This window comes from Gaetbulibacter jejuensis, from assembly GCF_039524015.1.
Taxonomy (GTDB): domain Bacteria; phylum Bacteroidota; class Bacteroidia; order Flavobacteriales; family Flavobacteriaceae; genus Gaetbulibacter_B; species Gaetbulibacter_B jejuensis.
The window spans coordinates 370,910-393,730 of sequence record NZ_BAAAGF010000002.1; the positions used below are offsets into that span (position 1 = coordinate 370,910).

General features: G+C 32.3%; 21 protein-coding genes. 10 read left to right on the forward strand and 11 right to left on the reverse strand.

Annotation, left to right across the window (positions count from 1 at the left end; translation table 11 throughout):
- Position 1: 1 nt before the first annotated feature.
- The 5 genes from ABD011_RS08270 to ABD011_RS08290 form a co-directional block, all read right to left on the reverse strand.
- Complete coding sequence (locus tag ABD011_RS08270; RefSeq protein WP_343797366.1) at positions 2-532, reverse strand: NADPH-dependent FMN reductase; 531 nt, start codon at positions 530-532, stop codon at positions 2-4.
- 60 nt (positions 533-592) lie between these two features.
- A complete protein-coding gene (locus ABD011_RS08275; protein WP_343797368.1) occupies positions 593-964 on the reverse strand; it encodes a DoxX family protein in 372 nt (123 codons plus the stop codon).
- A gap of 22 nt (positions 965-986) precedes the next feature.
- Positions 987-1,631 (reverse strand): hypothetical protein, encoded by a 645-nt coding sequence (locus ABD011_RS08280; RefSeq protein WP_343797371.1) that lies wholly within the window; start codon positions 1,629-1,631, stop codon positions 987-989.
- A gap of 53 nt (positions 1,632-1,684) precedes the next feature.
- Positions 1,685-2,278 carry a Crp/Fnr family transcriptional regulator gene (locus tag ABD011_RS08285; protein WP_343797373.1) on the reverse strand — a complete coding sequence of 198 codons (594 nt, stop codon included), beginning with the start codon at positions 2,276-2,278 and terminating at the stop codon, positions 1,685-1,687.
- Between the two features lie 194 nt (positions 2,279-2,472).
- Positions 2,473-3,462, reverse strand: coding sequence for a helix-turn-helix domain-containing protein (locus ABD011_RS08290; protein WP_129760637.1), 990 nt, complete (start codon positions 3,460-3,462; stop codon positions 2,473-2,475).
- Between the two features lie 143 nt (positions 3,463-3,605).
- Here ABD011_RS08290 and ABD011_RS08295 point away from each other — a divergent pair, with 143 nt between their 5' ends.
- From ABD011_RS08295 to ABD011_RS08335, 9 genes are all read left to right on the forward strand, one after another.
- The gene (locus ABD011_RS08295; protein ID WP_343797376.1) at positions 3,606-4,709 is read left to right on the forward strand and encodes a DUF2911 domain-containing protein; all 1,104 of its coding nucleotides are present in this window, start codon (positions 3,606-3,608) and stop codon (positions 4,707-4,709) included.
- Positions 4,710-4,830: 121 nt separating this feature from the next.
- Complete coding sequence (locus ABD011_RS08300; protein WP_343797378.1) at positions 4,831-6,198, forward strand: CocE/NonD family hydrolase; 1,368 nt, start codon at positions 4,831-4,833, stop codon at positions 6,196-6,198.
- Between the two features lie 174 nt (positions 6,199-6,372).
- Complete coding sequence (locus tag ABD011_RS08305) at positions 6,373-7,668, forward strand: DUF885 domain-containing protein (protein WP_343797380.1); 1,296 nt, start codon at positions 6,373-6,375, stop codon at positions 7,666-7,668.
- Between the two features lie 344 nt (positions 7,669-8,012).
- The gene (locus ABD011_RS08310) at positions 8,013-8,990 is read left to right on the forward strand and encodes an AraC family transcriptional regulator (RefSeq protein ID WP_343797382.1); all 978 of its coding nucleotides are present in this window, start codon (positions 8,013-8,015) and stop codon (positions 8,988-8,990) included.
- 153 nt (positions 8,991-9,143) lie between these two features.
- Complete coding sequence (locus ABD011_RS08315) at positions 9,144-10,262, forward strand: DJ-1/PfpI family protein (RefSeq protein WP_343797384.1); 1,119 nt, start codon at positions 9,144-9,146, stop codon at positions 10,260-10,262.
- Positions 10,263-10,384: 122 nt separating this feature from the next.
- On the forward strand, positions 10,385-11,110 hold the full coding sequence (locus ABD011_RS08320; protein WP_134200204.1) for a DUF4386 domain-containing protein: 726 nt from the start codon (positions 10,385-10,387) through the stop codon (positions 11,108-11,110).
- Positions 11,107-12,327 (forward strand): alpha/beta hydrolase-fold protein, encoded by a 1,221-nt coding sequence (locus ABD011_RS08325; protein WP_343797387.1) that lies wholly within the window; start codon positions 11,107-11,109, stop codon positions 12,325-12,327. Before ABD011_RS08320 ends, ABD011_RS08325 begins: the two co-directional genes overlap by 4 nt.
- A gap of 31 nt (positions 12,328-12,358) precedes the next feature.
- Positions 12,359-13,231 (forward strand): ABC transporter ATP-binding protein, encoded by an 873-nt coding sequence (locus tag ABD011_RS08330; RefSeq protein ID WP_343797389.1) that lies wholly within the window; start codon positions 12,359-12,361, stop codon positions 13,229-13,231.
- A gap of 2 nt (positions 13,232-13,233) precedes the next feature.
- On the forward strand, positions 13,234-16,413 hold the full coding sequence (locus tag ABD011_RS08335) for an ABC transporter permease/M1 family aminopeptidase (protein ID WP_343797391.1): 3,180 nt from the start codon (positions 13,234-13,236) through the stop codon (positions 16,411-16,413).
- An 89-nt stretch (positions 16,414-16,502) separates the two neighbouring features.
- Here the strand turns inward: ABD011_RS08335 and ABD011_RS08340 are convergent, their stop codons facing one another.
- From ABD011_RS08340 to ABD011_RS08350, 3 genes are all read right to left on the reverse strand, one after another.
- A complete protein-coding gene (locus ABD011_RS08340; protein ID WP_343797393.1) occupies positions 16,503-17,420 on the reverse strand; it encodes a helix-turn-helix domain-containing protein in 918 nt (305 codons plus the stop codon).
- Positions 17,421-17,444: 24 nt separating this feature from the next.
- Complete coding sequence (locus ABD011_RS08345; protein WP_343797395.1) at positions 17,445-18,200, reverse strand: SDR family NAD(P)-dependent oxidoreductase; 756 nt, start codon at positions 18,198-18,200, stop codon at positions 17,445-17,447.
- A gap of 138 nt (positions 18,201-18,338) precedes the next feature.
- On the reverse strand, positions 18,339-19,211 hold the full coding sequence (locus ABD011_RS08350; protein ID WP_343797397.1) for a helix-turn-helix domain-containing protein: 873 nt from the start codon (positions 19,209-19,211) through the stop codon (positions 18,339-18,341).
- A gap of 92 nt (positions 19,212-19,303) precedes the next feature.
- Here ABD011_RS08350 and ABD011_RS08355 point away from each other — a divergent pair, with 92 nt between their 5' ends.
- A complete protein-coding gene (locus tag ABD011_RS08355) occupies positions 19,304-19,660 on the forward strand; it encodes a DUF983 domain-containing protein (protein WP_343797399.1) in 357 nt (118 codons plus the stop codon).
- On the opposite strand, the gene ABD011_RS08360 is transcribed toward ABD011_RS08355, so the two are convergent.
- From ABD011_RS08360 to ABD011_RS08370, 3 genes are read right to left on the reverse strand one after another with little or no spacing between them, the layout of a single operon-like run.
- Positions 19,661-20,917, reverse strand: coding sequence for a S41 family peptidase (locus ABD011_RS08360; RefSeq protein WP_343797401.1), 1,257 nt, complete (start codon positions 20,915-20,917; stop codon positions 19,661-19,663).
- A 5-nt stretch (positions 20,918-20,922) separates the two neighbouring features.
- Positions 20,923-22,047, reverse strand: a complete 1,125-nt coding sequence (locus ABD011_RS08365; protein ID WP_343797403.1) for a serine hydrolase domain-containing protein — start codon at positions 22,045-22,047, stop codon at positions 20,923-20,925.
- Between the two features lie 36 nt (positions 22,048-22,083).
- Positions 22,084-22,728 (reverse strand): hypothetical protein, encoded by a 645-nt coding sequence (locus ABD011_RS08370; RefSeq protein WP_343797405.1) that lies wholly within the window; start codon positions 22,726-22,728, stop codon positions 22,084-22,086.
- Between the last annotated feature and the right edge of the window lie 93 nt (positions 22,729-22,821).

A 22,821-nucleotide genomic window follows, 5' to 3' on the forward strand; every position in this document is an offset into this window, starting at 1 on the left:
ATCAAATTATAGTTTGAAACTTATTAACCTTATTACTGATGTCTTCTTTTAAGCTTTGGTCAACAATTTCTGCGTTATTGAAATTGTCATAAAAGGATGGTAATGAAAATGTATCTGTAATTTTGGCTCCCATAAAAGGAAAGTATGCGCTAGCAGATTTCAGTAATGTTGTACCACCTCTGCTTCCAGGTGAGGTTGCCATAAGTAGCATAGGTTTTTCACGCCATATTTTCATGTTGATTCGCGAAAGCCAGTCGATGATGTTTTTAAAAACTGCAGTATAAGATCCATTGTGTTCAGCAAGTGATATAATAAAACCATCTGCTTTATCAATGAGTTCATCTAGGCGTTTAATTACCACAGGTATTCCATTTTCAGTTTCATAGTCAACTCCATAAATTGGCAAGACATAATCATTTAGGTCTATTGTGATTAGTTCTACATTTTTTAACAAACTTGATGTATAGTTTAATAAACTTTTATTAATTGATTTTTGACTATTACTACCTGCAATTGTGATTATTTTTTTCATGATTACTTTTTTTAGATTAGATAATCTATAGACTATTTTAAAATTTTGGAGTTTTAATCATTATAGTATTACTTTGAAATTTTTATCTGTAACAAGCAGAGCCATACAAGCAATACAACAATATAATGATGTATAAAAATATTCATAGTCATTATGTGCAAAATGGGTTATCAAAGCGCCAATTGCAAACGGCAATAACCATAAAGTTGATAGATTTTTAACTTTATGCACCCATAAGCCAACAATCAAACCAATTACTCCCAACAGTTCGCTATAACCAATAAATAAGGTCCATGTTTTTCCGAAACCAAAATTGCTCATGTTTTCCATCATACTTTGTTTTTGGAAAACTTTAAAAAGACTTGCATAACCAAATGCATAGATTAGATATCCGTATGCTACCCAATGTGAAACTTTTACTAAATTTTTCATAATATTTAAGATTTAAAATTATTTATAAGGTGTTTCGGTAATACAAACCGAAGGATGATTGCTCTATTGGTTTTGGTCCATATTGATCAATGTCGAGACCTAAACCAAACTGGTGAGTGTTAATTTCTATACCTATCCTCAATTGCTGAAAACTTCTTGAGTGCTTTTCAAATTCGTCCCATATAGTTAAAAGTTGTCCATTACACCAAAGCGATACCTTGTTACTAAGTGGTATATTGTATTGCAATTGAACAAGCAATTCGGCATAACTAGCATCCTTTTGTTCAGAATAGGCCATTGTAGGAATGGTGACGAATAAGATTCGGGAATTCTTTAGGGTTAGTTTTGCAGACAAGCGTTCTGCAAATCCAGCAAAACTGTTGTAGTAAATTGAAGGCCCAATAGCAATATGCTTATTGATATTCCAAAATAGTGTTGGTTGTACACCTATCTCATCAAACTCTTTGTTGGCTTCAGATTTAAACTTTTGAAAGAACGCCAAGGTGTTTAGACTAAGTGTTTCGCTCTTGTTTATAGCATAACTAGAGTAAAGGGTAAAATCTGTTTTATCTAAACCTGTAAACAATTCTACTTGTGTGAATTGCCCATAAGAAAGATTTGAAAATGCTAAGGATACAAAAGTGGTTATGAGTATAATATTTTTCATGCTTCAAAATTCCGATAGGAATACATGAAAAAAAATGAACTAGTTTAAGACTTTTACATTCTATTCACTTTTGAAATAATTTTACTCATAAATTCTGGGGTAATGCCAATATAAGCTGCTAAGTCCTTTTGCGTTATTCTATTGATAATGTTTGGATACTTCCTTTTAAACTCTAGATAGCGTTCTTCAGCTGTTAAGGAAATTCCATCGTTTGAGCGCTTAATATAACTAATGAGTGACTTTTGATAGAGTATACGGTAGAATCTTTCAAATTTTGGTATCTCTTTAAAAATCAAATCATAATTAACTCTAGAGATACCTAGTAATTCAGAATCTTCAGTTGCTTTGATGAAGTAGCGTGTAGGCTTTTTGGTCATAAAACTTGCCATATCGCCTGTCCAATAATCTTCTGAAGCAAACATAGAAATGTGAGGTGTACCGTCTTCATCTAAGGTGTACACTTTTAAACATCCTTTAGTTATGAAATATTCATATTTGGTTATATCTCCAGCCTGCATTAAAAATGCTTTTCGTTTTACTTTTATTTCTGTGAGTAAAGAGAGGTATTTTTGCTTTTCTAATTTGGTTAAATCAATAAACCTAGAAATATTATTAAGAATTAAATTATGTGATTCTTGATAGCTCAAAAAACAGTTGGATTTAAGTTTTTTAATTTAGTGAATTTATTTAGAATAAAAAGTCTATAATTCAGAAATTGTTAGTTGTATCATATTTGTCTCGATTATTTAAAATAGCACTAAATTTAATTGATTTTACTTTCTGTATCGGGAAGTAATAGTGTTATCAACATTTATAAAGTCCTGAAAGTACTTTATTTGCTCTAATTCTTAGTCATAATTGAGGTTTGATATTCTCTAGGTGTCATAGCTACTTCTTTTTTAAAGGCATTGTAAAAAGCAGAAGAGGTATTAAATCCAACATCGTAGGCGAGATCCTCAATTTTTTCGTTCATGAATTCAGGTTGTGATAGTTTATCTCTCACAGCTTTAATTCTAAAACTATTGATGACTTCAGGGAAACTTTTGTTATATATTTTTTTTGTAGCTCTAGAAACTAAGTAATTAGGAGCATCAATCGCTTCAGCAAATTGGGCTAATGTGATACCAGGTTGATAATAAATTTTGTCGTCTTCCATTGCCTTTGTAATTTTTCTTATCATTTTTTCTGGTATAACTTTAGAACTTGATTTTTTTACAACTGAAGGCGATTGTAATGCATAGAAAAATAAAAAGTAAATAACTATTGAAGAAAGCGCAATACCTGTTGCATATGCTGAAATTGTTTCTCCTAAAAGCTGATAAATCAACACTGCGGATAAAGCTACTAAACCATAAAACAAAGCTTTATGCCATTGAGTTAAATTATTTTCTTTTGGTTTTGAAATGAATGTAATAGCAGATATTACTAGATAGGTAGCAAAACTAACGTTTGCTAATAAATACATATCATAGGCAAAATTGCTATTGATGAGTATGATAACAAAACCAATCACTGGGAATAAAACATGCAATAATAGAATTGGTTTTAAGGTTTTATGATTGTTTTTATTAAGCGAAAGATAAGTAAAAGCCAAAGGTCCAATAAGAGCAAAACCTAAAAAGCCTAAAGCAGTTCCAATAGGCGAAATTTCTGGTAAGACATAATAAAAAATAGACTTTAAAATTCTTAGCGCAATAGCTATGAACAACAGTCCTAAAGTCAAATCTTGTAGTTTGGATTCTTTCCTAATAAACAAAAAATAACTAGCCAAAAAGACACAGGAAGTAACTGCAATACTTGAAAAAACTATTAACGCTATTGATGTGTCCATCCTATCTTTTTTTACAAATATATTTATTCGATTTCAAATGATTCTGTTAAAATCCTCATAAAAATATCTCCACATTTCACGAATTAGGAGATTAAACAACCTTTATCAGCATAGTTTAGCTTAAAATTTTAAAAAAACTAAAAATGAATAAATCGTTTGTATTTTCTGCTATTGCATTGTTGTGCACCATAAGTCTATATGCGCAATTTCACACTTTAAGTATACCTCAAACCAGCCCTAAGATTCAAGAGAGCCAAATGCTTGGAGTCACAAAAATCACAATAGATTATAGTAGTCCAGCATTAAAAGGTAGGGATGTTTGGAACAACTCAGGTATCATTCCACAGCAAGGTAATCCTATTCCATGGAGAGCAGGAGCTAACATGGCAACTGTTATTGAATTTAGTACAGATGTGAAAATTGAAGGTAAATTATTAAAATCTGGTAAATATGGATTTCATATAATACCTAAAGGTGATACCTATGATTTATTATTCGCACACAATTATGACCAATGGGGAAGTTATTATTTAGATGTAGAAAATGATGTTAGCCTTCGGGTTTCTGTACCATCGGAATCTTGTCCGAAGTCAGAACAACTTGACTACGAGTTTTTAAATCGAACTGAAAACACATTGGTAATTGGATTAGAATGGGGAGAAAAACGAATTCCATTTACTGTAGAAGTTGATTTAAATACAACTGTTGTGGAAAGTTTTAGAAGTGAATTGCGAGGTATTAACACGTATCATTGGCAGTCATGGAACGATGCTGCATTATGGTGTTTAGAACATAATACCAATTTAGAAGAAGCACTGCAGTGGGTTAACCGATCAATAGATGGAGGTTATGGAGGTTTTGCAGCAGATAAGAATTTAACGAACATGTCAACTAAGATCAGATTGTTAACAAAATTGCACAAAACTGAAGAAGCCAAAACGACTATAGCAGAAGCAATGAAATTGAATGCATCAGTTTATGAGGCAAATGGTTTTAGTAGATTCTTGCTTCAAAATGGATTTTATCAAGATGCATTAGAGTATTGTAATATTTCACTTAAATCAAATCCTGATACGTGGTTTTTAGAGTTAAATAGAGGGCTTAGTCAATATTTTTTGAATAATAAGAAAGCGGCATTAAAAGATGTCAGAAAAGCACTAAATACAACACCAGAACAATTTCAATCACGATTAAAGGAAATTAATGTCGAAATTGAAAACAACACATACAAATTACCAAGAAGCTGAAGAAGTCTTTGAATGAAATAGGGAGAGTTTGTAAGATTAAAGGAAGTTTGCTGGTTGCTTCTCATCAAGATAAATCTCTGCCATTTTTAATATGATAATCAATATAACAACAAGTTTAAATATGAAAATTAAATACTTATATGTTCTCATTGTATTAGTTGCTTCAATAACATTACAATCTCAAACATTAAAACGCAAAGGTATGTTAGGTGTTATGATGCAAACATTAACCGACAGTATTGCAATACAGAACAATTTTAAGGTTAAAACAGGAGTGCATATTACTGCTGTTATGCCAAACTCAACATTCGCAAATTTAGGAGTAAAGCAAGATGATGTACTTACAAAATTGAATGGGTCATCTGTTAGAACAATTCAAGATGTTTTAGCAATTACTGGTGAGTTGTATGAAGGTGATATTATTGAAGCCGAGTTTTATTCAGGCAATTCAAAGAAAATTAAATCCACTGCTTTATTGGGTAGACCTATAGAAACTTTTGAAAATGGAGATGTTACCTATGGTGAAGTGGTTTATGAAGGTAATGTACTAAGAAGTATTCTAGTAACACCTAAACATAAAATTAAGGCTCCTGTTGTGTATTTTTTACAAGGTTATACCTGCGGAACTGTTGAAACAACTACCGATGATAATCCGGCAAAAAAGTTAATGTCTGATTGGGTTAATGCTGGTTTTGCAGTTTATAGGGTTGAAAAACCAGGAGTAGGAGATAGTAAGAGCAGTAAGCATTGTATGCAAATAAGTTTTGATGAAGAGCTTACTGCATTTAAAGAAGGTTATAAAGACTTGTTGAAACAAGAAACAATAGATACTGATAACATCTTTATGTTTGGACACTCAATGGGAGGTGTTATTGCACCACTTTTAAACGAAATGAAATCACCTCGTGGCATTTTAATCTACGGAAGCATAGCTCAGAATTGGTACGATTATATGGTAGATCTATATACCATACAACCAAAGCATTTTGGTGTTTCAGATTCTCAAATTAAAGAAGATAATAAGGTTAATTTAAAGTTTAATGAAGACTTTTTAATTAATAAACTTTCAGGTTCAGAAATTCTTGAGAACGAAGTTTATGCCATTTTTTTTAGAGATAATGAAGTCAATTTTAGACAAAACCAATACATAGGACGGCATTTCGACTTTTGGCAAAATTTAGCAGATGTTAATATTCCTGAAGCCTGGACAAAAGTAAAAACCAATGTTTTGGCAATGTACGGAGAATTCGATATTCAAGCAATCAGTCCAAAAAGTGCAGAAAAAATAGCTGATATAGTTAATAAAAATGGAGGTAAAGGAGAATTTATTGTAGTTAAGAAAGCTGACCATGGTTTTGTGAATTTTGACTCAATGCAACATAATGCCGAAACTTTAGGAAATGGTACTTACATGACACATGCACGTGACAATTACAGTGTCGCGTTAGGAAAAGAGAGTGTTAAATGGATGAAAGCAAAAGTTAAATAGTAACGAAAAGAAAGATGCTAATTGTTTTATATGGTTTGATAATGGTAAGCTCATTAAACTCACATAGGTTGCTAATTCATCTAATGAGGTAAAGTTTGTATCATTAAGAAAGAAAAGTACTCCAGCTTTTAATAGCATTAACATTTACAGTTCAATTTAATACAGAAGATTGAGATGAAGACGTATAGTAAATTACATAGTGTAGTGATTCTTTTATTGGTTTCACCACTATTATGTTCTCAGAGTAAAAGCTTTGAAGCTGTTCGCAAAGATTTTGTAAAGAATTACATCGCATTACAAATACCTTATCATCAAGCCAATTATGTGCAAAATTTAAAGTCTATTAAACCAATTGAAAATATAATTCAGCAGGAGGTTTTTTTTAAAACGGTTGCAAAGCAATTAACTAATGTGGATGTTAAAAACTTAAATGAATATCAGCAACTAGATTATCACCTTATGAATTACGAAGTTGCATTGAATTTAGAACGTATCTCTTTGGAAAAACAATGGGATGATACAATTGAGTTGGATGATAAAAGGAGTATTTACACTATTAAGAATGGAAAAAATTGGTATGCTTATTTATTGAAAAAATGGGTTGATATAACTGTAACACCAGACGAAATGTTTCAATTTGGATTAGATGAGATTGAAAAAATTAAGTCCAATATGAAAGACTTGCAAGGTAGGTCTAGATTTTCAGAAAAAGCCTTTCAAGAGTATTTAAACCATGCTTCATTTTTTTTGCATAATGTTGAGGATATTCAGCAAGCATTTGAGAACACCAAAAGAGAAGTTGCCAAAAAAGCAACAAATTTTTTCCCATATATTGATAGTATACCTGATGTAAATATAACTCAAGGTACTAATGAGTCTCTTTCACAAGTTCCAGCCTATTATAACAATAGCACATTCTATTTTAATTATTTTAACCAACCTTTTAATAAGCGTCAGTTAGATTGGATTTATATTCATGAAGGCATTTCAGGGCATCATTACCAAATTATGGTTAATGCTATTATAAAACGTACAGATATACAGCAATTGTTTTGGTACTCTGGTTTTGTAGAAGGTTGGGGTGCTTATGTGGAACATTTTGGTAAAGAGTTAGGTGTTTATAAAACCATATATGATGAATACGGTAAATGGGAATGGGATTTAATACGCTCTGTTAGAGTTGTTTTGGATGTGGGTATAAATTATTATGGCTGGTCAGACGAAAAGGCAATTTCTTTTTGGAAAGCGCATATCGTAGATCAAGATGCTGTTGGCTGGAGAGAAATTAATCGAATGAAACGTTGGCCTGCCCAAGTTATTACGTATAAATATGGTTCAGATGTATTTCTTAAATTTTTGAATGAAGCAAAGAAGAATGAAGATTTTGAATATATAAAATTTCATAATGAGTTATTGAAGTATGGAGACATACCTATTTCGCTTTTAGAGTTTAACCTAAAAAGTGATTGATTTTAAAATACTGTGTAGTTACAGGTGAAGGCTAAATTCTGGTTAGATAAGTACTATCATCTATTGTTCTTTATTCTATTTTTAAGTTAACTTATTATCTGTTGCGCCAAATTTGTATTGTACATTCGCTATGACAATGAATACAGGTAGCGTTCGTTACTTTATGTGTCGGGAAACAACTCACTTAAAAGCAATTCAACCAAAATATTCCCTAAAAGAATTAGCGATAATAAAAATTGTTTATCTTTTTGGTTTCAATTTTTGATATTTAGACACTTCAAAAGGTCTGTCATTGTCCTTAAATAAAGTAGTTTAAAGTCATTAAAAACCTAAGCATCTTTTTTATGGCAGTTGTTTTTTCAACAATATATAACAAAGCTATTCAACTTGCCTTATCCGAAGGTTTAGACAAAGTACAACTTAATCGCTTTTTAGACTATAAAGTAGAGAATAAGCGTGTGCCAATGGAATTGTTGCTAGAAGTGTATGAGCTAGCATCAGATAAGCTACAAGCAGGTTTTGGATTACGACAAGGCAAGCAACTAGATACTACAGATTATGGAACGTTAGGTTTATCTTGGAAAACATGCTTAAAAGCTATCGATGTGTTAAACAATGTAAAGCGTTACATGGTTCTGGTTACTGATGACGGTAGTATAGAGTTGGACGAAAGTGAAGGTAAAACTAAACTTGTTTTAAATAGAGAGGTTTATAGAACTGGTATAAAAACAGCTAATGAAGCCTCTTTTGTAATGCTGGTTGGAATTTTAAATGAAGTAACAGGTAAGAACATTAAGCCTATAGAAGTTAATTTTAAGCACTCATTTTCTAATAGTGATTATTTTTCTGAATATTTTGACTGCCCTGTAAACTTTAATGCAACTGAAAATACTTTGATTTTTAATTCTAAAGCGTTAGAGATCTCTACTATAAAAGCCGATAAATTTATTCATCAATTTCTGCTGGAACGTATGGAGCAGGAAAAATCAAAATTAAGCGAACAAGAAGATGTGCTCACTTCTGAAATCAATAAACTACTAAAAGAATCCATGTCTAGTGGTATACCAAGCATTTCACAGGTTGGTGACTATTTGGGTATGAGTGCAAGAACCTTAAAACGAAGATTGGCAGATAGAAATTTATCTTTTAGAGAACTTATTCAAAAAAATCAACACGAAACCGCTACTCAATTACTTTCCAATTCATCACAATCGGTTGGTGAAATTGCCTTCTTAACAGGGTTTTCTGAACAAAGCGCTTTTAATAGAGCGTTTAAAAGGTGGACAGGTCAAGCGCCTAATGAATATCGCAAAAATCTGTAGCCAATTATACTGTCCTCAATAATCAATTTTTTGGCTTAAAAAGTCAATACATAAAACATAGATTGTTTGACATTTGTCATTGAACTAAAAAATGTTTGAAGTAACAAATTTGCTTTTCATTCGTGTTCTTTTTTCAATCAAAACAATCAAAAAATGAAAAAAACTATTTTATGTATCGTCCTTTTTTTACCAATCATCCTAATTTCTCAAACAAAAAATACCAAGAAAAAGGTTTTGATGGTGGTAAGCAGTTACGGAAAAGATATGGGATCTGTAAGACCAGGTTATGAGTTTGATGAATTCTCTCAAGCGTATTTAATTTTTAAAAACAATAATTTATCTATTGATGTTGCTAGCCCAAAAGGCGGCAAAGCAGAGCCAGATAAGTATAACAGTGAAAAGTTATACAACAAAACACTATTGGAAGACAAACAGGCTTTAAGCTTATTAGACAACACCATAGCTACGGCAAACATAAATGCCGATGACTACAATGCTATTTATATTGTTGGAGGTAAAGGTGCTATGTTTGATTTGCCTTTCGACCCTTCTCTTCAGGAAATTATATTGAATTTATACAAAAGAGAGCATACTGTTATTTCATCTGTGTGTCACGGTCCAGCAGCTTTTGTAAATGTGGTTGATGATAAAGATTATATTATTAACGGTGTGGAATTAACTAGTTTTTGTAACGTAGAAGAAGAACTTTTCGGAAAAAAATGGGTAAAGGAGTTTCCATTTAGTTTAGAAACCAAATTAGAATCAAGAGGCGCTATTTTTAAACAAACCGATTTTATGCTTTCAAAAGTTGTTGTTTCAGGAAAATTTGTAACAGGTCAAAATCCTTTTTCAACAACAAAATCAGCAGAAGCTGTTGTGGAATCTTTAGGACTTACGCCTGTAAAAAGGGAATTTTATAATGACGAAAGAAGTGCTTATTTAATTCAGGACGTGTTGGATAACACCAAAACTATAGCTTGGGCTGAAGAAGAACTCGATAAGAACAATGCTAATTACGATTTACCATTGGTAGCTGCGTATGGTTATTACAAGATTTTAGCATCGACTGAAAATAATGAGGAATTGAGGAAAGGTATTGCATTAGTAGAGTTGACTTCACCTCACTTCTTTAATGAAAATCTACAGTATTTATTAGCCAAAACCTATGTGTCGTTAGGCGAGAAAGATAAAGCAAGACGCATTGCAAACGATTTGATTTCTAAAGATTTGATGAAAGAAGAATCAGAGAAATTATTGAAAGAGTTGAACTAATTACTGCGTGACATAAACGTATACAAGTGCGTTGTCCCAAATTATCAAATCTTTGGCACTAACAGTCAATAAAAACAAGTGCCTATTTCTGAATTTTGCTTATAAATCAAAACGTCGAAATCATGAAAAGTGTAAAAGCGTTAGCGAGTATAAAACAGATTAGACTCACAGGATTACTTTACTTGTTGGTTATAATTTGTGCTGGTTTTAGTCAAGGGTATGTTAGAGGAACTCTTATTGTGCCAGGTAATGCTGTACAAACCGCAAATAATATACTTCAAAATAAAGGTTTGTTTCAATTAGGTTTAACAACAGATTTAATAGCATTCCTTTTAGATGTTGTCATTTCGGTATTCTTGTATCAGATTTTTAAACCTTTCAATAAAACTTTAGCCATGGTGTCTTCGGCCTTTAGACTTATCGCACATCCAGCGATAGGGAGTTTAAATTTATTGAATCACTACATGGCTTTGAAGGTGCTTGGAACAAGCGGAATGTCAAGCGCATTTAGTGAAGCACAAGCTCAGGAAATGAGCAGTCTATTGATGGAAGCGCATCATTACGGATACTTAATTGCTGGTGGATTTTTTGGTATTCATTGCTTGTTACTGGCTATGCTTATATACAAATCCAATGTGTTTCCAAAACTATTTGGCGGTTTGTTGTTAGGTGCTGCAGCTGGTTATCTTATTGAAACTTTTGGAAATTTTAATGTTCCAGGTTATGAAGGTTATACCGCATTAATAGTTGGAGTTGCAGCTGCTCTTGGTGAGGTAGGATTAACATTTTATATGATTACAAAGGGAACAACAAAATCCTATAAGAATTTAAAAGAATTAGCATTATGAAAGCTAAATTAATTAAGCATATTATACTTATTACCATTGTGGTTTTGTCTTGTCATCAATCAAACGCACAGTTAGCTAATAAAATAGAAATGACTGAAGATTATCAATTGTTGGGTTTAGGAACTCAACACAAAATTCAGTCTGATATTTTAAAGGAAGAACGCCCTGTAATTATTTCTTTACCTGTAGGCTATCATGATAACCAAGCAGAATATCCAGTGCTATATGTCTTAGATGGTTTGCAAAACATAAAACACACAGTTGGTACTGTTGAGCTGTTAACCGAGTCGGGATTAATTCCACCTATAATTGTGGTTGGTATAGAAAGTTTAGACAGAAATAGAGATTTTACTCCTTCAAAAGCTGGAGAGGATTTACAAGGAAGCACTGGAAATTCAGGAATACCACAGAGTGGAGGTGCACCAAAATTTCTAGAGTTTTTAAGTGAAGAGTTGATTCCTTTTGTAGATAACAATTATCGAACACATCCTTATCGTATTTTAGAAGGTCATTCTTTTGGAGGTTTGTTTAGCGTTTACACGCTCATGGAAAACCCAGAACTTTTTGATGCGTTTATTATTCAATCACCAGCACTTTGGTGGAATAAAGAAGAAATGACTGAAAAGGCAAAAACCTTCTTCAAATCCAATAGGATACTAAACAAAACAGTCTACTTCGGAATTGGTGGTGGAGACGGTTGGGGAATGCAACAAGAGTTGATCAGGTATGTTGATGTTGTAAAACAATACCAACCAAAAAACTTTAGATGGCTTCATGAAGAGGTAGGTGATGAAGGTCATATGGCATCTAGATTACTGTTGAACTACAATGGTTTAAAGTTTTTGTTTTCTGATTTAAAACTAAATGAAGACTTAATCAGTAATTTTAGTGATAATAGCTTTTTAGATGCTGAAGAACAATTGAAAACCAAGTATGGCAATATGGCAAGACGACCTGCTGAAGATTATTTTAATCTTGTTTCGGTTCTGGTCAATAAAGAGAATGACTTAGAAGCTATAACTGTACTAAAAAAAGCCTCAGAAGCCTATCCAATGTACATTGGATTATTGACGCAATTGGCAAAATTATATGAAAAGACCAACCAAAAGGAAAAAGCGATCGACACTTATCTCCTCGGAGTTGAAGTTTCAAAACGATATAAACTTGGACAAGAAGATGATTTGCAAAAGGAAATAGAAAAATTGCGTAAAAACTAAAGCAATTAATAATCAATCAAAAATGAACATTATGAATACATTAAAAATCGACAACCTAAATCTAACTTATAAAAATGGTTATAATGCCATTAACGGAATTTCCCTAGAAATAAAGAATGGGATGTTTGGTTTGTTAGGTCCTAATGGAGCTGGAAAATCGTCTTTAATGAAAACCATTGTAGGTTTACAAAAACCAACTTCAGGATCAATTACCTTTAATGATATTAATGTTGTAGAAGATGCAGATTATATTAAAAAAAATCTAGGGTTCTTGCCACAGGACTTTGGAGTTTACCCTAAAGTGAATGCATACGATTTATTAAATCATATAGCTATTTTAAAAGGGATCAATAACAAATCTGAACGTCAAAAACAGATTCAATATTTGTTGGAAAAGGTGAACCTTTGGAACTTTAGAGATAAAGAGGTACACACGTTTTCTGGTGGTATGAAACAGCGCTTTGGGGTTGCGCAAGCTTTACTTGGCGACCCAAAAATCATCATTGTAGACGAGCCAACAGCAGGACTGGATCCAGAAGAACGGAATCGGTTTAATACGCTTTTAAGTGATATTAGTAGTGAGGTTGTTGTGATTTTATCTACTCACTTGGTTGAAGACGTTAAAAACTTGTGTTCTGAAATGACTGTAATGAATAGAGGTCGAATTCTTAAAACAGGAAAGCCTAAAGAATTAATCAAAGAATTAGAAGGTAAAATCTGGTCAAAAAGTATTGCTAATGAAGACTTGGAAATGTACCAATCAAATCTCAATGTTATCAGTCAGCAACTAATAGAACGTCAACTTCAAATTACAGTAGTTGCACCTTCACAACCTGAAGGGTTTTCACCAATTAATCCAATATTAGAGCATGTTTACTTTAATGTGCTTTCTCAAAACAGTTAATTATGAATGCTATACTTCAATTTCAATTAAAGCATAGCGGAAATCGTTACGTCTTAGCTTTAACAAGTGTTTTATTACTGTTTATAGGATGGTTTTGTGGCTATAAATTCAACCTAACTGCTGGTGAGGGCATTTATCTTAATTCACCATACACCATTGGATTTATGATGGCTTTGTTGAGTCTGTCCATGATATTTTTGGCTATTTTATTCGCCTTAGAGATTCTGTTTAAGGAATGGGATACAAAATTTGATATCATGTTATTTTCATATCCTGTTTCCCTTAAGACCTATTTAATCGGAAAGTTTTCAGGATTTACGATAAAAACTTTTTTAAGTTTTTCAATCTTAATTATTGGTTTCGTTATTGGTCAAAACATACGAACAGGAAGCGAAATGCAGTTAGGATTTAGTCTTTGGTCGTATCTCTATCCCTTTTTAATTTTCGGAGTTTTAAACTGCCTTTTTGTTTGTAGCGTCTTGTTTATGATTGCTTACACAACACGTAAGAAGTTATTAGTGGTCATTGGAGGTTTACTTCTGTATGTGCTTTATATGGTGTTATTGGTGTTTTCTAATTCGCCATTTATGGCAGGAAGTATTCCGCAATCTATTGAAGTACAACAACTATCATCATTGTTAGACCCTTTTGGAACATCTGCCTATTTCTTTGAAGCTAGAGACTTAAGTGTTACTGATAAAAATCAGTTCATCGTGCCACTAAAAGGCTTTTTAGCTATCAATCGTATAGTTTATCTGGTATTGTCAATGCTGTTTTTGGTGATTTCTTATCGTTTTTATGTGTTTAATAAAGCAACAAGTAAAAAGACATTGAAGCGTAAAAAACATAGCGTTAAAGACGCAATAGTCAAATTAACAAAAGTCAAAACGCCTGCTCTTAATTTTGGTTTTAAGTCAGAATTAAACGCAATCATTTCCTTTGCAAAAGTTGATTTGATTTACCTTTTTAAAAGCGTAACTATAGTTGCCGTTTCTATGCTATTGGTATTTTTCGTTGGCATGGAAATGTATTCAGATATCGATAAAGGCATACGTTTACCAGATTATTATGCCAGTTCTGGACTTTTGGCGACTTCTATTTCTCAAAGTTTTCATTTGTTAGGAGGATTCATTCTAGTGTATTTCATTAATGATATGTATTGGAGAAGTAGTTCTGCCAATTTTTACTTAATTGAAGACAGTGCATTTTTTTCAAAAGCAAAACTGAAAGGCCACTTAATGTCACTGGTTGTGTTATTGGTGTTCTTAACAACGTTACTTATCGTACTAGCATTAGTTTTTCAACTCGGTTATGGATATTCACAAATGGATTGGTTGGCTTATTTTGGAGTTATTATATTCAATACAATTCCGCTTTTTCTTTTTGGTACATTGCTACTTCTTATCAATAGTATCATCAATAGCAAATATGTAGCCTTAGGCGTTTCAATATTAGCGGTTGTAGTCTTTACGACACCATTAATAAAGATGTTGTTGCCCTATCCATTATTACATGTGTTTTCAGGATTCAAAGGTGTATTTAGTGACCTAAATGGTTATGGAGCTTACCTGTCAGCTTTTATAAATAGATCGCTTTTTGGAATTTGTCTTTTAGGGTTATTGTGGGTTTTTAATTCGTATTTGAAATCAAAACAATGGACTAAAATCAAATCATTTATTGTCGTTATTTTCTTTGGATTAAGCGTTTTTACAGCATTCAATTTTATGAAGGGTTATGCACCAAAAAACGAAGATGCTCAACTTGTTGAGGCTGTTAATTATGAAAAGAATTTTCGTCATTATGAAAACATATCTCAACCTACAATTACAGATGTAGATACAAAAATAGATTTGTATCCTTCTGAAAATGCTTATGAGATTCAAGGCAAGTATAGACTTCAAAATCTGTCAGATGAACCAATACATAAGATTCTATTAAATTTTCACGCTGATTTAAAATTAGAGAACGCAAAACTTCAAATACAGAATGAAGAGATTTCAATCGATAAGCATGTGTCAGAAATCAAGCTTAATAAACCTTTATTGCCAAATGACACAGCGATTCTAGAGTTTCATTTATCATACAAATGGTATGCTGTCAATGGACATCAATCGTTTAATGCTATCGTGAATAATGGTTCGTTTATGCGTATTAGTAATTATTATCCATCATTGGGATACCAATCAGATAAAGAGATAGAGGACGAGCAAAAAAGAGAAGCCTACGAACTTGGAAATCCAACACCTTTAAAGACACTTGAAGCACCAGAAGTTTTTAAAAATGACTTTATCAATTTAGATATGGTAGTGTCTACGGAAAGCCACCAAACACCAATGGGAATTGGTGATGTAGTTAAAACTTGGTCTGAAAACGAAAGGGCATTTACACAATATAAAGCCGATAGTATTCCATTTCGATTTGCAGTAGCTTCTGCTAAATACCAAAAGCAGTCTATGATGCATCGTAATATAGAGATTGAAGTGCTTTATCATGATATGCATTTTGAAAATGTAGACCGACTACTGAAAAATACGGTATTGAGTTTAGATTACTGTATCGATAATTTTAATACTTACCCATTTGAAAAAATAAGCTTTGTTGAGGTGTCTTCTTTTACGAGCGGATTCGCTGCTACAGCCTATCCAGCCACCATTTTTATGACCGAAAACATGATTTTCCACGCTAATATCGATAGTGACCCAAGTAAAGATGTTATCAATGAATTGGCAGGTCATGAGTTGGCTCACATTTGGTGGGGAAATAGCCAAATAAACCCAGATGAAAGGGAAGGAGCGTCCATGCTTACAGAATCTCTTGCCATGTATACCGAAATGATGATTTACAAAAAACTATATGGAAAAGAGCGTATGATGGAACGTGTTCAAATTCATCAACAAATTTATGATAACGAAAAGGGACTTTACGGAGATCCACCGTTGTACAAAGTACCTTATGGAGCCACACATATAGCTTACTCAAAAGGAGCTATTGCAATGGTGAAATTATCTGAATTAATCGGTGAAGACAAAGTCAATCAAGCGTTAAGGAACTTTTTAGCTAATAACAAGTATCCAAAAAAACCAACGTCTTTAGACTTGCTTGAGGAATTTTATAGCTTATTACCAAATGATGTGTTGAAGTCTAGAGTGGATCAATTGTTTAAGGATGTTAATAAAGAATAATGGCTGTAAATCAAAAAATAAAAGCTATAGAAGCATCTTTTTAAGAATTGTTATTTAAGTAAATATTTGATTGCTATTTACTCTAGTTATTAATTATACGTTTTTCTAAATTCTGAAGGAGACATGTCTGTTTTATTTTTAAAAAGTTTGGTAAATGAAGCTGGATGTTCAAAGCCTAAGTTGTAGGCTATTTCACTAATAGAGAGTAGCGGTGTTGCCAATTGCTCTTTAGCTTTTTCTATAATTGTATTATGAATATGTTGTTGTGTGCTTTGTCCTGTTAAGGATTTGAGCATGCTGCTTAAATAGTTAGGCGATAAGTTTAAGCGGTCTGCAACATCTTGTACAGTAGGTATGCCGTTATCAATTATTTGGTCATCATTGAAATATTCTGCAAGTACCTTTTTTAGTTGACTTAATATTTGATGATTAGAAATGTTTCGGGTAATAAATTGTCTTTCATAAAAACGTTCAGCATAATTGAGGAGTAGTTCTATTTGCGCAATTATGATTTTCTGACTGAATTTATCTATGTTAGACTGGTATTCGCCTTGAATTTGCATTAAAATATTTAACATCATTTGTTCTTCCTTTTCTGAAAGGAATAATGCTTCGTTTACGGTGTATCCAAAAAACTCATATTGCTTTATGGTTTTTGCTAAGGACGAGTTCCATAAAAAATCAGGATGTACCAATAGGAGCCAACCCGAAGGTGTGTTGGTTTTAATGTTAGGATTTTCTCCTAAGCTCATAATTTGATTAGGTGCAATGAAAGTCATCACACCTTCATCAAAATCATATTCTTGTTGACCATAAAAGAACTTGTAAGGCACATTGCGTTTTAAGCCAATAGTGTAATAATCTTGTTTCCATTTTAGAGATTCAATATTTGAAGGATACTGCACCTGACTGTAATCCACTAAACTAATTAATGGATGTTCAGGTGCAGCTATATTGGCTTGTTTATGGTAATCACTTACCTTTTTAAAGTGTTTTAAGTCTTTCATTAGCTATAAAATTAAGAAAAGATTTTACACTAACATACCACCAGATACTTCAATACGCTGTCCGTTAATCCAGCCTGCTTTTTTAGAGCAAAGGAAAGCGACAGTTCCACCAATATCTTCGGCTTTACCTACACGACCAAGTGCTGTAATGCTAGAGATTAAGTCTGCTTTTTCTTTGTCTTTGTTGCTGCCTCCAGCAAAATCGGTTGCGATGGCTCCAGGAGCAATCACATTGGCTGTGATGTTACGTTTACCTAGTTCCTTAGCTAAGTAACGTGTAAAGACCTCAATTCCTCCTTTCATCATAGCATAAGCAGACATTCCTGGTAGGCTAAAACGTGCCAAACCACTTGATATATTAATGATTCTTCCGCCTTTATTGAGATATGGTATAGCTGCTTGTGTTAAAAAGTAGACACTTTTTAGGTGTATGTTCATCATTTCGTCAAATTGAACTTCAGTAGTGTCAGGTACTAAGTTAAACGTTCCAGTGCCTGCATTGTTAATCAAAAAATCAAAGTTTTTGCTTCCATTTTCTTGTTGTAAATAGTTGGTTGCTTTATTAATGAAATCTTGTCCGCTTTTAGGGTTGTTGGCATCAAAAGGAAATGCTGCAGCTTTTTGACCCATAGCTTCAATTTCAGAAATAACTTCGTTGGCTTTATTTTGGTTGCTGTGATATGAAAAAATGATGTTGACACCATCTTGTGCCAAATTAAGAGCCATATCGCGTCCTAAACCTCTACTGCCACCTGTAATAATTGCTGTTTTTTGTTTCATGTTACTGTAGTTTTTTAATGATGATACAAAGTTGAGCAAATACTAAAAGAGATAGTTTTCCAAATCTACGTTTGTTTTGTTTAAATCTACGTTGTTATATATAATTCTGTATGGTTTATTAAAAGGTTAATCTGTTTGTTAGTTATAATTTTTTCTAAACTCTAAAGGAGTTAGTCCGGTTTTGGATTTAAATACTTTTGAAAAATAGGCATAGTCTGAAAACTCGAGCTGATAAGCAATTGTAGCTAAGTTATCATGAGAATGCACAATTAATCGTTTGGCTTCTAGGATGACTCGCTCAGAGATAAGCTGACTTGTAGTTTTGTTAATGGTTTTTTGAACCACTCTATTAAGATGCTTGGTAGTTATATTAAGTTCTTGTGCATAAAACTTTGGTAGTTTTTCTTTAAGGAAATGATTGTTTATTAAATGCTCTAGCTTCTCTAATATTTGCGAATATTGAGATGTTTTAAGCTTTTCTAAATTAATATTAGTGGTATATGCTCTAGTGAGTTCAATATAAATGTCACTAAACAAGTTTACTATTTTTAATTCTCTTAAAAGGTTAGGTTGCATATATTCGGTGTAAGCCTCTTTAAACTTAAGTTGTAGTAATGAGAGCTGTTGGCTTGTTAAATCTACTACAGGAGGATTCTGATAAGAATAATAAAACGGAAATGAATGTAGGGTATGATTTAAAAACTTTAGATCATAAAATTCTTGCGAATGGAAAAAGATATACCCTTCGGGTTGTGTCTTAAACTTCCAAAAATGAGTTTGTCCTGGTTTTAAGAAAAACACTCTACCTGGATTAATAGCATAAGAATCAAAATCTATTTCATGGATGCCTGTGCCTTTGGTGAATAGTACACACAGATAGAAGTTATGACTGTGTGGCTTATTTATTAAATCTTTATTACGCTGTATATGTTTTGAAAATGAATTGATATACACTTCATTAAGAGGCGTAGATTCTTTAAACTGACTAATATTTAAAATAGGAATTTGCATAATATGTCCTAAAAGTACAAATAATAGTGCAAATTCTATATATGTAAAAAGGATTAGAGGTTTTACTTTTGTTGCTAATAAAATAGTTGCTTATGCCTAATGTTATTGCTGCGTTGACTTGTAAATGTCCTAAATGTAAAAACGGTAAAATTTTTAATAATAGAGGTAATCTCTTATTGTTGAATATTCCTAAAATGAATGATAAATGTCCTGTTTGTAACTATAAGTTTGAACGCGAAACAGGTTTCTTTTTTGGAGCTATGTTTGTGAGTTACGGACTTGCTGTAGCGCAAATGATTGCGAGTCTTGTGGTGTTCTGGTATTTTATTGATTTATCACCTTTACGAGTTTTTGCTATTATTGCTACAATAGCTGTTTTATTAGGAACCATTAACTTTAAATTGTCGAGGTCTATTTGGATTTATATATTTTATAAGGATAAGGTATAACTATTCCTTCTTTTTAATGTCTTTTATAACCCATAGCAGCATAGTGTCTAAACCATTTTGATAGTCTTTCCAATTGTAATTTAATATTACATCTGGATAAATACCTTGGGTTACCGTTTCTGATAAATTGAATCTTCGTTTAGAATAGGTAATAACAAGTTTAGAGTTTGGTAATTCAAACTGATCCATGTCTTGATAACCAGTTGGGTTGGAACCTGTTGGTTGTCCAATTATTTTTGCATTTAGTAACTGTTTAAAAAGAGCAGAATTACTAGTTCCTGCTGAAAATGTTACAGCGTCAGTCATAACATAAACGCCTTGTTTCCAATCTACAGTATCAGACAAATTTAGAGCATAAGCTAGTGCTATACCAACATACAAATCACCACCACCATTATTGCGCATGTCAATTACAATTTTTTCAATTTTATTTTTAGAAATAAAGCCTAACAGTTCTTCGCTAAAACGTTGCATTTTTTCAAAAGAAGGGTAGCTATCAAATCGGATATAAACCGCATTTGTGTTTTGAATAGGAGCATACCATAAATACTCAAAAGAGAGGTTTTCAGGCTTAATGATTTCAGGAATACCGATAACAAGTTCTTGAAAAGAATCAGAGTTTGAAGTTGTTTGATTTAAAGCGTCAAGTCTTAAATCTATACTTTGATGGTTTATGTCTTGAAAAGTAAATGTTGCTGAGTTTGATTTTTCTGTAATACCAAGAGCATATAACAATTCGCTTATGGTTGCATAGTTTCCAGTTCTAACTAATAATGAATGTTCGTTTTCAACAAATTGAGCAACTTTTGAAACCTTAGACATAACCTCGTCTATTGGAACACCATCAATAGCTACAAGTGTAGATTTTAATAGGTTTTTGTTAGTATTATTAATTTTTACAACGCGCCATTGATTTTCTATATGTTTTATTTTGAAGGGATAGTCGTGGATATCATAGTTACGAAGTGATACAGCTGTATGCCCATCATTTATAAGCCTTGTTAATTGCATTAATTTTAAGGTAATTTCAAAATCGTTTAATAAACCAATGCTGTCATAAATTTTACTCCATTCTGCATTAAATTTTTCTTCAGTTACAGAATGGTAAAGGTCTATATGTTTGTCTTCTAAAGATGCTTTGTAAATTTGTAAGTCTTCTTTCCAATCTATTTTGTTTGGTGTTTGAGCTAACATTGTACTTAACATCGAGACAAAAAGAATTAAAAGACAGGTTGTTTTTTTTTGAAATGTATTCATGAAACTTATTTTCTTTTTACTGCTTTTAGTAAATCAATAACCAAAAGTAAAGCATTTTTTGAAACTTCTAATTGATTAAAAGTACCCGAAATATATGTATCTAATTGTGGGCAGTACCATAAGAAGGAAGCTGTAGATCCTGAATGTCCAATGAGTTGTAAGTCGCTTTCTGTATTAGTTAATTCACCAACAGAAACTTGTCTTATCCCAAGACCGTATTCCATACCTTTTGTTTCAGTCACCCAATTTTGCATGGCAAAACGTGTGTCTTTCTTTACAATGGCATTAGTATTAAAAGCCTTTAAAAACGTAATTAAATCGTGAGTTGTTGAGACTAAACCGCCTCCTCCCCAATCGGCACTCAGACTTTTAAGAGACGATAATTCAAATTGACTAGCATAAAACTTAACGATTGTAAGTTTGTTTTCTATAGAAGATGACTTTAAGTTGACATAAGAACTATTCATTTTTAATGGTTGAAAAATACGCTGCTTAAAGAACTCATCTAAAGTTAAACCACTTGTGTTTTCAATAATTAAGGCTAAAAGCACATATTCAGTATCTGTATAAAGATAACCTTCGCCAGGAACAAAATGAGGTGTCATCTTTTCTTTTGAAAACTGAATCAGTTCTTCAGCAGACCACATTTTATTAGGATTCATTAATAGTTGATTGATGATATTCGGACTTCCGTCTTTAGTTTCATCTGTGAAATAATCAGGTAAACCAGACGTGTGTTGTAATAAATGTGCAATGGTTAAATCTTTTGAATAGTCTTTACCATCCAATACATGAAGGTTATTCATCAGTGAATCTGGTAAGTACTGAGCGATTTTGTCTTCAAAGTTTAATTTATTCTGATCCTTTAAAATTCCAATAGCTGTTGCGGTAAATAGTTTTGTAATACTAGCTGTGTAAAATGGATGATCTATTGAAATAGAATCTTCTTTACTTTCCGCAATCTGAATGTTAATGCCACGAGATTCAGAATACACGTGTAGTATTCCACTTTTTATATTCTCTCTTTCTAATTCATTTTCAAAGAGTTGTATAATTGTTGTTTCTTTTGTTTGCTGAGCAATAGCTGATAATCCAACTAAAAATATTAAACCTAGAAATAAATGTTTCATAATGTTAGTTTTAGAATTTTAAGATGGTTTTATAAGTTAAAATTTTATACCAATATAAAGGTTGGGTTCAAATAAGAAATAAGAATCCCATTTGTTGTCGAGTTGCTTAAAAGAATCTGGCGTATTGGTGTCAAAATGCCAAACATTACAATGAAATTGTGGTTCTATAAAAAATTGTTTCTTTTTACCAAAAGCGAAATGATAACCAATATGATACGAATTGTAAAGTTTAAAACCGTTGGCTATTTTTTTGTCATTAAGATCTAAATACGTTTTGTATAATGGTAATACTTCAATTGAAGCAAATAACCCTTTCCATAGCATACGTTGATATGAGATACCTACACCTGTTTCACGTAAATAGCCAGGATAAAATTCGGTTTCAGAATCTATTTTATCTGTAAGTCCATCCCACCATTGAATTCCCATAGGTTGAAATAAGCGCCAAGTGGCAAATTTAACACCAACGATGTTTTTGACATCAAGCTCACGTTTAACGTGTAATTCAATGTGTTGCGTGTTGGTTCTTTCGCCATCTTTTCCAATATTTCCTAAAATAATGGCAGGAAAACTGACTCTATATTTTAAATCCGCGTTGTTGTGTTTTTCTGGTTCTGAAATCTGTTGAGCAAAACCATGAATTGTAAAAAGTGACAGGCAGATAATTACTAATTTTTTCATTGTGATTGATGTTTAAATTGTTCGTTTTTTGATTGAAATTTTGATGGTACAAAGATGCAGTAGAAGTGAAGGCTAATCGTTCTGAATTATGAT